Raw genomic sequence first — 13446 nt, 5'->3', positions numbered from 1 at the left:
GGGGTATAGTGAGTGCTTGGCGGCCTGTCCAGCCTCGCGTGACGCCGACGTGACCGGAAGGCCGAAAAATTCAGTCCTCCGGATCCGGCGAGGGCGGCGGCGCGTCCGGATCGCGCTCCTCGGGTATCGCGTAGCGCTCGTTGAGCCAGCGCCCGAGATCGACGTCGGCGCAGCGCTGGGAGCAGAACGGCCGGAAATCCGGCACGGACGGCTGTCGGCAGATCGGACAGGGCGGCGGCCGGCGTTCGCGGCTCATGCCAGGGCGCCCCACCCGGCCCGGACGGGATAGCCCTCGCCGTCGAGCAGACTGAGGGTCTCGTAGAGCGGCAGGCCGACCACGCCGCTGTACGAGCCGACCAGCTTCACCACGAAGGCTCCGGCCAGTCCCTGGATCGCGTAGCCGCCGGCTTTGCCGCGCCACTCGCCCGAGGCCACGTAGCCCTGGATGTCGCGGCCCGAGAGGCGCTTGAACCGGACGCGGCTCTCGACGATCCGCTCGCGGCGCCCGCGGGGCGAGAGGACGCAGACGGCCGTGTAGACCCGGTGCTGCCGCCCCGAGAGCAGGCGCAGGCAATCCGCGGCCTCGTCGGGAACCTCGGCCTTCGGCAGGACGCGCCGCCCGACCGCCACCACCGTGTCGGCCGACAGGAGCCAGGTGGGTGTCGCGGTGTCCTCCAGGTGAAGCGCCGCCTCGGCGGTGGCGAGCTTCGTCCGCGCGAGGCGGCGCGCCAGCTCGCGCGGCGGCTCGGCCTTGCGCGGCGTCTCGTCGATCTCGGCCGGCAGGAGCGCCGCCGGCTCGATCCCGATCTGCTGGAGGAGCGCGAGGCGGCGCGGCGAAGCGGAGGCGAGCACGAGTCGCGCTGTCGGCTCCGGCGTCGCGCCGATCGCTTCAGGTTTGGCGTCCATGATGTCCCGTTCGCACAATCGACCGGAGCCGCGCGACCGGAGCCGTGCGCGCCCTGCGCGGCGGCACTTCGTCGGCCGGGACAGGCTCGATGCGCCAGCCTGATAAGGGAAGGGGTCCGGCTTGTGAACTCGAGCGGGCCAGGCCGTTGGCGCGGGCGCGCGCCGCCTCGAGCGCGCGATCCCTGACCGCCCGGCACGCGCGCCGGCAGCACCGGTCAGGTTCGGCGGCGCATCGGGACGTCCAACCCGGCAGCGGATCCAGATTAGAGATCCGCCCGGCGGTGCTCGCAAGAACAGCCCAAGGTCACGACCGCGGCCGTAACCCGGCGTTAACCACGATCGACCGAGGATGGCGGCATCCGAATGGGATCGTCATCGATGCTGAACGCTGATCCGCTCGTGCAGCGCCCGAAGCTCGTCAACGCCGCCCTGCTCGCCCGCGCCCTCGACGGGCTCCGGCCGCAGGTCGCCTCGCCGATCGAGATGTGGCAACGGCTCACAGACCAGTACGTGGTCGATCTCGACGCGGTCGCGGCGCTCCTGCCGGCGGACGAGCCGGAGACGCACTGGCTTCCCGCCCGCGACTGAGCCCGGCCCGATCGCCACGTCCCCGGCCTCCGAGGCCCCGCGCCGCGCTGGCACGTGACGTGCTTCGAAGTCTCCAGCAACCGGAGGAAGCCCCCAGGCAACGACAACGCGGTGGCTCGCACGCCGGAGCACCCCGCGGACCTTTCGATCACTCGAAGCTGAGGTCCGTCATGTCGGAATTGCTCTCCGTTGCCCTCGTCTGTGCCGGCACGCTGCTGGCCCAGGACTGCTCCCGGGACACCGCCCTCGACGTCATCATCGCGCCGGCGCACACGCCGATGGAATGCCTGATGCACGCCCAGACGATGGCCGCCCAGGCCGGGTTGCCGGGGGGCAGCGACCGCTACCTCAAGGTCGCCTGCGAGCATCGCCGGAGCGAGGCCGAGCCGCGTCCCGCGATCCGCCGCGCCTCGTGAGGCCAGGGCTGCGCCAGGCGATTCGGCGCGCACCAGCGTGACCGGCGCGGCGTCTGGTGCATCAAAGTCACGTCGCGACGATTCTTGTTCGCATCCGCCCAACGGACAGTTGCCGCCCCCGGGAACGGGACCCATCCTGCACGGCCACGCTGATGCAACCCCCACTCCGGCATCCGCCAACGTCGCCGCCCCGATAGCCCGCGTGCCGGGCAGGGCTCAAGCGAGTGCCTGCCCGATGCTGTACGACGCGTTCGACCTGCAGACCGACATCGCCGCCCAGACCCGGGCGTGGGGCCGGCTGCTGAACGACATCTGGTCGCCCTGGGTCGGGTGGGGCGAGCCGGCGACCTGGATGTCCGCCGGCGCCCGCATGATGATGCGCGCCGGCCTGACCTTCGCGCGGCCGCCCTACGGCATCGACTCGGTGACCGTCGGGAACCGGAGCGTCCCGGTCTCAGAGGAGGCGGTCGAGGTCACGCCCTTCGCCACGCTGCTCCACTTCAAGAAGGACATCCACACCGAGCAGCCCAAGGTGCTGATGGTGGCGCCGATGTCGGGCCACTTCGCCACGCTGCTCCGCGCCACCGTGCGCACGATGCTGCCGGACCACGACGTCTACATCACCGACTGGCACAACGCCCGCGACGTGCCGCTCGCCGAGGGGACGTTCGGCTTCGACGACTACGTGAGCCACCTCATCCGCTTCCTGCGGACGATGGGCGAAGGCGCCCACATGGTGGCGGTGTGCCAGCCCGCCGTGCAGGCCCTCGTGGCCGCCGCCGCGATGGCGCAGGCGAAGGATCCGGCCGCACCGCGCAGCATGACCCTGATGGCCGGTCCGGTGGATTGCCGGATCAACCCGACGGGCGTGAACGAGCTCGCGACCTCCAAGCCGATCGAGTGGTTCGAGAAGAACCTGATCGCGACGGTGCCGTCGCGCCACAAGGGCGCCGGCCGCAAGGTCTATCCGGGATTCGTGCAGGTCTCGGCCTTCATGGCGATGAACGCCAAGCGCCACATCCAGGGCCACGCCGACCTGTTCTGGCACATGGCCAACGGCGAGCACGACAAGGCCGAGGCGATCGAGACCTTCTACGACGAGTACTTCGCCGTGCTCGACCTCGCGGCCGATTTCTACCTGGAGACGGTCAAGACCGTGTTCCAGGACCACGCCCTGGCCCGGAACGCGGTGTCGTACCGGGGCGAGCCGATCGACCTGCGCGCGATCCGCCGCACGGCGCTGATGACGGTCGAGGGCGAGCGGGACGACATCTGCGCGGTCGGGCAGACCATGGCGGCCCACGACCTGTGCTCGGACCTCGCCCCGTACATGCGCACCCACCACCTCCAGGCCGGCGTCGGCCATTACGGCGTCTTCGCCGGTCGGCGCTGGGAGACGCAGATCTACCCGCAGGTGCGCAACTTCATCCAGGCGCACAACTGACCGGGCCGGTCGGGCGCGTCGCGCCGATTTGACCCGCCGACCTGCGCGGCCCACCATGCTAGGCACGTGTGACGGGGCCCGCCGAGCGCGGCTCCGTGGGCCACTCCTTCGGCGTGAGGCGGAACGGTCGGCGTGATCGGCAGGAACGGCACCGAGAGCAAGACCAGCGCGGGCGGAGCGGACGCGGCGTCCACGCGGCTCGACCGGCTCGTGGCGCAGGCGCGGGCGGCCGCCCTGTGGGAGCAGGCGTGGCCGGTGCTCTGGCGCGGGATCGGCGTCGGTCTGCTCTTCCTGGTCGTCTCCTGGGCGGGCGTGTGGCTCGACCTCACGCCGCTCTGGCGCCAGATCGGCCTCGGCGCCCTCGGCGCCCTCCTCGTGGCCGCGCTCCTGCCGCTGATCCACGTCGGACGGCCGGACCGGCGCCTGGCCCTGGCGCGGCTCGACCGCGAGGCCGCGTCCCGCGACCCGAAGCTGCGCCACGGGCCGGCCTCGGCGGCCGAGGACAGCCTCGCCGTCGGTGCCGCCGATCCGGGGAGCCGGCTGCTGTGGGATCTCCACCAGCGCCGGGCCGCGCAGGCGATCTCGGCCCTGCGGGTCGGCCTGCCGCGGCCGGGCATGACCCGGCACGATCCCTTCGCGCTGCGCGCCGGCCTCGTGGTCGCGGCGGTCGCGAGCCTGTTCGTGGCCGGTCCCGAGTGGCGCCAGAGGATCGGTGCCGCCTTCGACTGGCAGGAGCCGGCGGCGCCGGGGCCCAACTTTCGCGTGGACGGCTGGATCGACCCGCCGCTCTACACGCGGCTCCCGCCGCTGCTGATCGCGATGGACGGGAGCGACCAGCACCTGCGCGCGCCCGTCAATGCCCAGCTGATCGTGCGGATCGCCGGCCAGGGCAAGGCCGCGTCCGAGACGACCCTCACGCCCAATGCCGGCCTGGTCCCGGTCCCGGGCCAGGAGGCGCGCCCCGATCTGCGCGAGGAGCGCTACCGCATCGTCGGGGGCGCCGCGCTGACGATCGTGACCCCGGCGGGCAAGCAGCGCCTGACCGTCGACGCGATCCCCGACCGGCCGCCGGAGGTGACCGCCGTCGGCGGTCCCGAGGTGAACGGGCGCGGCACCTTCAACCTCACCTACCGGGCGAAGGACGATTACGGGATCAGCTCGGCCGAGGCGGTGATCGAGCCGCTGAAATCCGCCCGCGCCCTGGTCCCGGTCCCGCAGATCAACCTCGCGCTGCCCGGCGACGCGAGCGGCGACACCGATACCAAGACCCTCGTGGACCTCACGGACAGTCCGTGGTCCGGCGCGAAGGTCCGCTACCGCATCGTCGTCAAGGACGAGGCCGGCCAGGAGGGGCGCACGCCGGACACCGAGATCGTCCTGCCGGCGCGGCCGTTCCGCGAGCCGCTGGCGCGGGCGCTCGCCGAGCAGCGGCGCCGCCTCGTCACCGCGCCCGACACGGATCGTCGCTGGGTCCAGGGGGCGCTGGACGCCCTGCTGGTCGCGCCCGACACCTTCACGCCGCAGCCCGCGATCTTCCTCGGCCTGCGCACGGCGACCGAGCGGCTGCGCCGCGCGCGCACGGATTCCGACCTCGTCGCGGTGGCCGACCTCCTGTGGGAGATGGCCCTCAAGATCGAGGACGGCGACCTCTCGGATGCCGAGAAGCAGCTCCGTCAGGCCCAGGACCGGCTGAAGGAGGCGATCGAGCGCAACGCGCCCGACGACGAGATCAAGCGGCTGACGCAGGACCTGAAGCAGGCGCTCGACAAGTTCCTGTCCGAGATGGCGCAGAAGCAGGGCCGCGAGCCCCGCGAGCAGAGCGAGCGCGGCCAGAACAACGGACAGACCAAGACCGTCACGCCGGAGGATCTCGACAAGATGATCCAGGACATGGCGGAGGCGATGAAGCGCGGCGACACCGCCGAGGCGCAGCGCCTGATGGAGCAGCTGCGCAACATCCTGGAGAATCTCCAGACCGCCGAGCGCGGTGGCCGCTCCGATCAGGCGTCCCGCGAGATGCAAAAGCAGATGCGCGACCTCGACGCGATGTCGCGGGAGCAGCAGGGCCTGCGCGACGAGACCTTCAAGGACGGCGAGGAGCAGCGCGGCGGCCAGCGCCCGCAGAATCGCGGCCAGCCGCAGCAGGGCCAGCGCGGCCAGCAGGGCCAGGGGCAGCAGGGCCAGCGCCAGCAGGGTCAGAAGGGGCAGCAAGGGCAGGGCCAGCAGGGCCAGGGGCAGCAAGGCCAAGGGCAGCAGGGCGAGGGCCAGCAGGGCGGCGTCGGCGAGCGCCAGCAGGCGCTCCGGCAGCGGCTCGAGGACCTCCAGAAGCGCATGAAGGAGAACGGCATGCGCGGCGAGCAGGGTCTCTCCGACGCCGAGGAGGCCATGCGCGAGGCCGAGAACGCCCTGAAGGACGGCGATTCGGACGGGGCGGTCGACGCGCAGGGGCGCGCCCTCGACGGCCTCAAACGCGGCGCCGACGGCATGGCCCAGCAGATGCAGGAGATGGCTGAGGGCCAGGGCGAGGGTCAGCAGGAGGGCGGCCAGCAGCCGGGCCAGCAGGGTCAGGCCGGGGCGCGCGACGACGATCCCCTCGGGCGGCCGACCCGCGGCCGCGACATGAGCGACGGGCGGGTCCGCGTCCCCACGGCCGACGAATCGGCGGTCCAGCGCGCCCGGCGCATCATGGAGGAGCTGCGGCGCAAGCTGGGCGACCCGAGCCGTCCCCGCGAGGAGCTGGACTATTTCGAGCGCCTGCTCCGCCGCAACTGAGCGCCCGCCACAACACGACGCGCGGAGCCGGATCGCGGCTCCCGCCCCACCCGGATCTTCGACCGCATGTCGTCCAACACCCTCGTCCTGATCGCCTGCCTGGCCGTCGCGGCCGTCCTCGTCCTGGGCCTCGCCAACATGATGCGCGGCGGCAGCGTCAACCTCTCGCAGAAGCTGATGCGCCTGCGCGTGCTCCTGCAGTTCGTGGCGATCGTGATCATCATGGGCGTGGTCTGGTGGCGGTCCGCCTGAGGGCGGCCGGGGGGGTGTGACCGCGCCGCCGCACCCAACACCTTTCGATTGGGTAAAGGATGAATTGCCCGCCGCGCTCGGCGGGCCTCTGCTACGCTCGGTAGAAGCAAATCGCTGCGCCTGAACGGCCGAGCCCGCATGACTGCCCCTTCCCGCCTCTGTGTGTTCGGCTATCTGACCGCGGCGGCGATCCTGCCGGCCGCGGCCGCGGACCTCGCGTCGCCGCCCCCGCCCGCTGCCTACGCGGCGCCCGTCCAGCCGCTCAGCATCGTGTCGGAGATCCGCATCGGCGGCGCGGTGCAGGATCCCGGCAGCGCCGAGGGCAAGCTCCCCGGTTTCAGCAAGGCGAACGTCAACGGCGAGATCCTGTTCGCCAAGCCGCGCATCAGCGACGACCCGTTCTGGCAGGCCTTCGTGCCGCGCCCGACGGTCGGCGGCAGCTACAACACCGGCGGCCGGACCAGCTACGCCTATCTCGGCGCGACCTGGACCCTCGAGATCTTCCCCGAGACCTTCAACCGCCGCGTGTTCCTCGACGGGTTCTTCGGCGGCGTGGCGCATAACGGCTGGACCGGCCCGAAGGCCGAGACGCCCTACGGCTTCAACACCCTCGGCTGCTCGCCGATGTTCCGCGAGGCGGCCGCCCTGGGCTTCCGCCTGACGGAGCACTGGAGCATCATGGCGACGGTCGAGCACATGTCGAATGCCGGGCTCTGCGCCAACAACCGCGGCCTGACCAATTACGGCGGCAAGATCGGCTACACGTTCTGAGGCATTCCCCCCTTGGTCAAGCTCAACCGCATCTACACGAGGACCGGCGACAAGGGGACGACCGCGCTGGCGGACGGGCAGCGGCGCTCGAAGGCGGACCTGCGGGTCGAGACCTACGGCACCGTCGACGAGACCAACGCCTGTATCGGCATGGCGCGGCTGCACACCCAGGGCCCCCTCGACGGGATGCTCGGGGCGATCCAGAACGACCTGTTCGACCTCGGCGCCGACCTCGCGACGCCGCCGACCCCGGAGCCCCTCCCCTACGAGCCGCTGCGCATCGTGGCGAGCCAGGTCGACCGGCTGGAGCGCGACATCGACGCCCTCAACGCAGCGATCCCGCCGCTGAAATCCTTCGTGCTGCCCGGCGGCTCGCCCGCGGCGGCGGCCCTGCACCTGGCCCGGACCGTCTGCCGGCGCGCCGAGCGGCTGGCGGTCAGCCTCGCGGCGCGGGAGGGCGAGACGGTCTCGCCGGAGGCGCTGCGCTACCTCAACCGCCTGTCGGACTTCCTGTTCGTGGCGAGCCGGGCGGCGAACGCCGACGGCGCCGACGACGTGCTCTGGGTGCCCGGCGCCAATCGCTGAGCCGGCATCGCGGGTTTTCGCGGGGCCGCCACGGCGCCGCGTTGACAAGGCGGAAATGTGGCCGTTACGGTCCGGCGCCTTGCGTGCCCCGGCCACGCTGCGCCTCCGAGCGCCCGTGGGAGTGGCCTGCACGACGACAAGAATCCTCCGGGGAAGGATCGTGACCGCCATGAAGGTGCTGGTGCCCGTCAAGCGGGTGGTGGACTACAACGTCAAGATTCGCGTGAAGGCCGACGGCTCCGGCGTCGAGCTCGCCAACGTCAAGATGTCCATGAACCCCTTCGACGAGATCGCCGTCGAGGAGGCGATCCGCCTCAAGGAGAAGGGCAAGGTCACCGAGATCGTGGCCGTGTCGATCGGCCCGCAGCAGGCGCAGGAGACGCTGCGCACCGCGCTCGCCATGGGTGCCGACCGCGCGATCCTGGTCAAGACCGACGTGAACTGCGAGCCGCTCGCCGTCGCGAAGCTCCTGAAGGCCGTCGTCGAGAAGGAGAGCCCGGAGCTCGTCATCCTCGGCAAGCAGGCGATCGACGACGACTCGAACCAGACCGGCCAGATGCTCGGCGCCCTGCTCGGCTGGCCGCAGGGCACTTTCGCGTACAAGATCGAGCCCGGCGAGGGCAGCCTCGACGTCACCCGCGAGGTGGACGGCGGCCTCCAGACCGTGAGCCTCAGGCTGCCGGCGATCGTGACGACGGACCTGCGCCTCAACGAGCCGCGCTACGCGTCGCTGCCCAACATCATGAAGGCCAAGAAGAAGCCCCTGGAGGAGCTGGCACCCGACGCGCTGGGCGTCGACGTGACCCCGCGGCTCACCGTGCTGAAGACCGCCGAGCCGCCGGGCCGCTCGGCCGGCGTGAAGGTCGCTTCCGCGGCCGAGCTCGTCCAGAAGCTCAAGGTCGAAGCCGGCGTCATCTGATCCGCAGGCGGGGCTCCCGGTCGACGGTCGAGCCCCGCACCATCACCCTCGAGGGCACCCCCAGACCATGACGACACTCCTCTTCGTCGAGCACGGCAACGGCCAGATCAAGGACAGCACGCTGAAGGCGCTCGCCGCCGCCAAGGAGATCGGCGGCCCGATCCACGCCCTGGTGCTGGGCACGGGCTCGAAGGCCGTGGCCGAGGCCGCCGGGAAGCTCGACGGCGTCGAGAAGGTCCTGAACGCCGAGGACGGCGTCTACGACCACGACCTCGCCGAGCCCGTCGCGGCCCTGATCGCCGCCATCGCCGAACCCTACGACACGATCATCGCCTCGGCCTCGACCACGGGCAAGAACGTGCTGCCGCGCGTGGCCGCCCTGCTCGATGTCGCGCAGGTCTCCGACATCATCAAGGTCGTCGCGCCCGACACGTTCGAGCGTCCGATCTACGCCGGCAACGCGATCCAGACCGTGCAGGCGCCCGCCGGCAAGAAGGTGATCACGGTGCGCACGGCGGCGTTCAAGGCCGCGGAAGAGGGTGGCGCCGCGGCGCCGGTGGAGGCCGTGTCGGCGGCCGCGCCCGAGGCGGGCGGCTCGAGCTTCAAGGGCGAGGAGATCGCCAAGTCCGACCGGCCGGAGCTGGCCTCGGCGCGGATCATCGTGTCGGGCGGCCGCTCGCTGGGCTCGTCGGACAAGTTCCACGAGCTGATCGAGCCGCTGGCCGACACGCTCGGCGCCGCCGTCGGCGCCTCGCGCGCCGCCGTCGACGCCGGATACGCGCCGAACGACTGGCAGGTGGGGCAGACCGGCAAGGTTGTGGCGCCGGACCTCTACGTCGCGGTGGGCATCTCGGGCGCGATCCAGCACCTCGCCGGCATGAAGGACTCGAAGGTCATCGTCGCCATCAACAAGGACGAGGACGCGCCGATCTTCCAGGTGGCCGATTACGGGCTCGTCGGTGACCTCTTCCAGGTCGTGCCTGAGCTGCAATCCGAGATCGGGAAAGCCAAGGGCCAGTAACGGAACCGGTTCCGGCAATCCGCGAGCATTGTCGCAGAACGCGGCATCACGGGTTCCTTCCGGATCGAGGATTGGTCTAGAAGGCTGCAACGGCGAGACTTCGCGCGGTGCCGTCGCGTTCGTGCCGCCCCGTGGGCGGCGCGGCCGTGTCGCGGCATTCGCATTGGGGGCACAGGTCGGCACATGCATATGGAGATCAAGCGGGTCGGCATCGTCGGCGCGGGCCAGATGGGCAGCGGCATCGCGCAGGTCTGCGCCACCGCCGGCCTCGATGTCCTGCTGAACGATCGCGACCCCGCCCGGCTCGAGAACGGCCTGACGGTGATCGAGGGCAGCCTCGCGCGCCTCGTCTCGAAGGGCACGCTGACGGAGGGCGACAGCGGCGAGGCCCGCGCGCGCATCGTCCCCGCCCGCGATTTCGCCGCCCTGGAACCGTGCGATCTGGTCATCGAGGCGGCGACCGAGAACGAGGCCACCAAGCGGGAGATCTTCAGCACGCTCTGCGGATCGCTGCGGCCGGAGACCCTGGTGGCGACGAACACGTCGTCGATCTCCATCACCCGTCTGGCGGCCGCGACCGACCGGCCGGAGAAGTTCATCGGCATCCACTTCATGAACCCGGTGCCGGTGATGCAGCTCGTCGAGCTGATCCGCGGCATCGCCACCGAGGACACGACCTACGAGTCCGCCAAGGCGTTCATCGCGAAGCTCGGCAAGACGTCGACGATGTCGGAGGATTTCCCGGCCTTCATCGTCAACCGGATCCTGCTGCCGATGATCAACGAGGCGATCTACACGCTCTACGAGGGCGTCGGATCGGTCGAGTCGATCGACACCGCGATGAAGCTCGGCGCCAACCACCCGATGGGCCCGCTGCAGCTGGCCGATTTCATCGGCCTCGACACCTGCCTGTCGGTCATGCAGGTGCTGTACGAAGGTCTGGCCGATTCGAAGTACCGGCCCTGCCCCCTTCTGGTGAAGTATGTCGAGGCCGGCTGGCTCGGCCGGAAGGCCAAGCGCGGCTTCTACGATTACCGCGGCCCTACGCCGATCCCGACGCGCTGAGCGCGCCGGACGCGGGACGGCCCGTGGCCGTCCCGCGAGCGCTCACTTCGCCGCGCCGCCGTTCGCGCCCGGCTGGGCCGGCTGCGGGTAGGACGGGTTGCCGCCCGGGACGCCGGTGCTGTTCGACGGCGACGCGCCGCTCGACTGGCCGTTGACCGATCCGGTCACCTCCTTGCGCGACGCGTCCTGGCTCTGGCTGGCGTAGTCCTTCGGCGAATTGGCGCCGTTCCACGTGAGCAGACCCACGGTGGCGATCGCCAGCAGGACGAGGCTCGCCACCAGGACCCAGAGCACGGGCTTGCCGCGCTCGCCCTGGCGGCTCTCGTTGGGGTTCATTCTCTCGGCCATGTGCAAAACCTTCCTCGGCGGGACGCCACACGCCGGAACGGGCGCTGTGCGACACGATCTCGTTACCGGCCGCCAACGCGGGGCCGCCGAGGCGGGTTCCTGACGGGGCCGGCGCTAGCGCCCGGTCGTCAGCAGGATCTTGCCGAGATGGGCGCTCGATTCCATCAGCTCGTGCGCCTCCCGCGCCCGCTCCAGCGGGAACGTGGCGTGGGTGACGGACCGGATGCGTCCGGCCTCCAGCTCCGGCCAGATGTCCCGGCGCAGGCCGTCGGCGATCGCGGCCTTGTCGGCCTTCGTGCGCGGCCGTAGCGTCGAGCCGGTGAAGGTCAGCCGGTTGCGCATGATCGGCGTGATGTTCAGCCCGTCCACCTTGTAGCCGCCCATCAGGGCGATCATCACCAGCCGGCCGTCCGGTGCCAGCGACTTGAGGTTCCGGGCGAGATAGCTCGCGCCGATCATGTCGAGGATGACGTCGACGCCGCGCCCTTCGGTGAGGCGCTTCACCTCCTCGGCGAAATCCGCCTGCTTGTAGTCGATCGCGGCGTCAGCGCCGAGATCCTCGCAGAACCGGCACTTCTCGGCCGAGCCGGCGGTGGCGAAGACCCGGGCGCCGACGTGCTTGGCGATCTGGATGGCCGTGGCGCCGATGCCGCTCGACCCGCCATGCACGAGGAAACTCTCGCCGCGCGCGAGGCGACCGCGCTGCACGACGTTGGAGTAGACCGTGAAGAACGTCTCCGGCAGGCCGCCGGCGTCGACCAGCGCGACGGCCTTCGGCCGCGGCAGGCAGTGGGCCGCCTCGGCCACAGCGTACTCGGCGTAGCCGCCGCTGATCACCAGGGCGCAGACCTCGTCCCCTTCCGTCAGATTCTCGACCCCGCTGCCGAGCGCGACCACGCGGCCGGCGACCTCGAGGCCGGGAATCTCGGTGGCGCCGGGCGGCGGCGGGTACACCCCCGACCGCTGCGCCACGTCGGGCCGGTTCACACCGGCGGCCACCACCTCGATCAGGACCTGACCGGGCCCGGGGCTCGGCACCGGCGCGGTCTCCAGGCTGATCACCTCCGGTCCACCGGACCCCGCGTAGCGGATCTGGCGCATGCTCCCGGGCAGGTCGGTGGTGGCCATCAGCGATTGTCCTCCGCGCGCACGTCGTGTCGGCCGCGCTCACGGTGTCGCGGTCCGGCTCTACTTGCGGCAACGGGCGCGCTTGGCAAGCCGCGCGCGCGTCACCGGTCCGGTGTGCCGCTAGCGGGCCGCCGCCTTCACGGCGGCCGGCAGCACGATCGCGCCCTGCGCGAGGCTCTTCGGCCAGACCGCGACCTGCTTGCCGTCCTGCCACTGCGCCATCAGGCCGGTGACGAAGCCCGCCCCGTACTTGATCGAGTGGGTGAACGGGTCGTCCTTGCCGTAGAACTGCGTGCGGCCGACGGTGCCGACCCAGTCGGTCTTCTCCAGGGCGTCGACGAGCTTGTCGGCCTCCGTGGTGCCGGCCCGCTTCACCGCGTCGGCCGTGTAGTAGACCTGATCGTACGCCATGTACCCGGCGTAGGACGGGTCGCTGCCGAAGCGCTTCTTGAAGGCGGCACTGAAGGCGAGCGACTTGTCGGTGATCGCGGCACCCGGCACCGCGATGCTCTGGAAGATCACGCCCTGCGTGGCGCCGTTGGTATTGGCCCAGAAGGTCGAGGAGGTCGCCTGCGAGTTCATGCCGGTCATGGCGAGCGGCACCCGCTGATTCTGCCACTGCACGGTCGGCTGCACGCCGACATGCGAGATGCCGGTGACGATCAGGTCGGGCTTGGCCGCCTCGATCTTGTTGTAGATCGGCGTGAAGTCGCCCGTGTCCGGCGAGAAGCGGATGTGATCGACCACCTTCACGCCGATCTCCGGCAGGCACTTCTCGTAGCCGACGTCGAGCGGCCGGGTCCAGGCGGCGTCCTCGCTCATGATCGCGGCGGTCTTCACCTTCATCAGGTCGATCAGCAAGTCCTTGGTCGAGTCGCAGATCGACTGGGCCAGGGCCGCCGAGGTCAGGTAGCCGTGGAAGGTGTACTTGTTGCGGGCGTAGTCCTTGTGGACCGCGAGACTGATCTCGTTCGAGGCCGCGCCCGGCGTGATCATCGGCGTCTTGAGCCGGGCCGCCCAGGGCATCAGCGCCAGCACGACCTCCGAGATGTAGCTGGCGATGACGAGGTTGACCTTGTCCTCGGAGACCGCCCGCTGGAAGGCGCGGACCGCGTCGGAGGCGGAGGACTTGTCGTCGTAGGTGACGACCTGGATCTGGCGGCCGTCGACGCCGCCCTGGGCGTTGATCTCGTCGGCGGCGAGCTGGACGGCCTGCGGGATCGAGGCCCCG

At 71.0% G+C, this 13446-nt stretch carries 15 protein-coding genes; 10 read left to right on the top strand and 5 right to left on the bottom strand.

What is annotated here, in order from left to right:
• Positions 1-70: 70 nt before the first annotated feature.
• Positions 71-256, bottom strand: a complete 186-nt coding sequence (locus ACTJK8_RS16495) for a DNA gyrase inhibitor YacG (RefSeq protein WP_012319902.1) — start codon at positions 254-256, stop codon at positions 71-73.
• Positions 253-906, bottom strand: coding sequence for a Maf-like protein (locus ACTJK8_RS16490; protein ID WP_012319903.1), 654 nt, complete (start codon positions 904-906; stop codon positions 253-255). The genes ACTJK8_RS16495 and ACTJK8_RS16490 overlap by 4 nt, the downstream gene beginning before the upstream one ends.
• A gap of 378 nt (positions 907-1284) precedes the next feature.
• On the opposite strand from ACTJK8_RS16490, the gene ACTJK8_RS16485 reads away from it, so the two are divergent.
• The 10 genes from ACTJK8_RS16485 to ACTJK8_RS16440 all read left to right on the top strand — a co-directional run bounded on the left by ACTJK8_RS16485 (position 1285) and on the right by ACTJK8_RS16440 (position 10739).
• Positions 1285-1494 carry a hypothetical protein gene (locus tag ACTJK8_RS16485; RefSeq protein WP_024829618.1) on the top strand — a complete coding sequence of 70 codons (210 nt, stop codon included), beginning with the start codon at positions 1285-1287 and terminating at the stop codon, positions 1492-1494.
• 170 nt (positions 1495-1664) lie between these two features.
• A complete protein-coding gene (locus tag ACTJK8_RS16480) occupies positions 1665-1910 on the top strand; it encodes a hypothetical protein (protein WP_012319905.1) in 246 nt (81 codons plus the stop codon).
• A gap of 235 nt (positions 1911-2145) precedes the next feature.
• Positions 2146-3354 (top strand): polyhydroxyalkanoate depolymerase, encoded by a 1209-nt coding sequence (locus ACTJK8_RS16475; RefSeq protein ID WP_012319906.1) that lies wholly within the window; start codon positions 2146-2148, stop codon positions 3352-3354.
• 132 nt (positions 3355-3486) lie between these two features.
• Positions 3487-6126: a TIGR02302 family protein gene (locus ACTJK8_RS16470; protein ID WP_012319907.1), complete on the top strand. Its 2640-nt coding sequence runs from the start codon at positions 3487-3489 to the stop codon at positions 6124-6126.
• A 66-nt stretch (positions 6127-6192) separates the two neighbouring features.
• Positions 6193-6378, top strand: a complete 186-nt coding sequence (locus tag ACTJK8_RS16465) for a twin transmembrane helix small protein (protein ID WP_012319908.1) — start codon at positions 6193-6195, stop codon at positions 6376-6378.
• A 138-nt stretch (positions 6379-6516) separates the two neighbouring features.
• A complete protein-coding gene (locus ACTJK8_RS16460) occupies positions 6517-7149 on the top strand; it encodes an acyloxyacyl hydrolase (RefSeq protein WP_024829616.1) in 633 nt (210 codons plus the stop codon).
• A 12-nt stretch (positions 7150-7161) separates the two neighbouring features.
• The gene (locus ACTJK8_RS16455) at positions 7162-7734 is read left to right on the top strand and encodes a cob(I)yrinic acid a,c-diamide adenosyltransferase (RefSeq protein ID WP_012319910.1); all 573 of its coding nucleotides are present in this window, start codon (positions 7162-7164) and stop codon (positions 7732-7734) included.
• 169 nt (positions 7735-7903) lie between these two features.
• Entirely contained in the window at positions 7904-8653 is a 750-nt protein-coding gene (locus tag ACTJK8_RS16450; RefSeq protein ID WP_012319911.1) for an electron transfer flavoprotein subunit beta/FixA family protein, read from the top strand.
• A gap of 67 nt (positions 8654-8720) precedes the next feature.
• A complete protein-coding gene (locus ACTJK8_RS16445) occupies positions 8721-9674 on the top strand; it encodes an electron transfer flavoprotein subunit alpha/FixB family protein (RefSeq protein ID WP_012319912.1) in 954 nt (317 codons plus the stop codon).
• Positions 9675-9857: 183 nt separating this feature from the next.
• Complete coding sequence (locus ACTJK8_RS16440; protein ID WP_012319913.1) at positions 9858-10739, top strand: 3-hydroxybutyryl-CoA dehydrogenase; 882 nt, start codon at positions 9858-9860, stop codon at positions 10737-10739.
• A 42-nt stretch (positions 10740-10781) separates the two neighbouring features.
• Here the strand turns inward: ACTJK8_RS16440 and ACTJK8_RS16435 are convergent, their stop codons facing one another.
• From ACTJK8_RS16435 to ACTJK8_RS16425, 3 genes are all read right to left on the bottom strand, one after another.
• Entirely contained in the window at positions 10782-11087 is a 306-nt protein-coding gene (locus ACTJK8_RS16435) for a hypothetical protein (RefSeq protein ID WP_012319914.1), read from the bottom strand.
• Between the two features lie 114 nt (positions 11088-11201).
• On the bottom strand, positions 11202-12215 hold the full coding sequence (locus ACTJK8_RS16430; RefSeq protein WP_029359958.1) for an NAD(P)H-quinone oxidoreductase: 1014 nt from the start codon (positions 12213-12215) through the stop codon (positions 11202-11204).
• Positions 12216-12335: 120 nt separating this feature from the next.
• The coding region (locus ACTJK8_RS16425) for an ABC transporter substrate-binding protein (RefSeq protein ID WP_440762232.1) at positions 12336-13446 on the bottom strand (1111 nt) is incomplete at its 5' end.

This window comes from Methylobacterium sp. 22177 (assembly GCF_052045615.1).
Taxonomy (GTDB): Bacteria; Pseudomonadota; Alphaproteobacteria; order Rhizobiales; family Beijerinckiaceae; genus Methylobacterium; species Methylobacterium radiotolerans.
The sequence above is the reverse complement of the archived record's forward strand: the minus strand, read 5'-3'. Positions and strand labels throughout refer to the sequence as shown.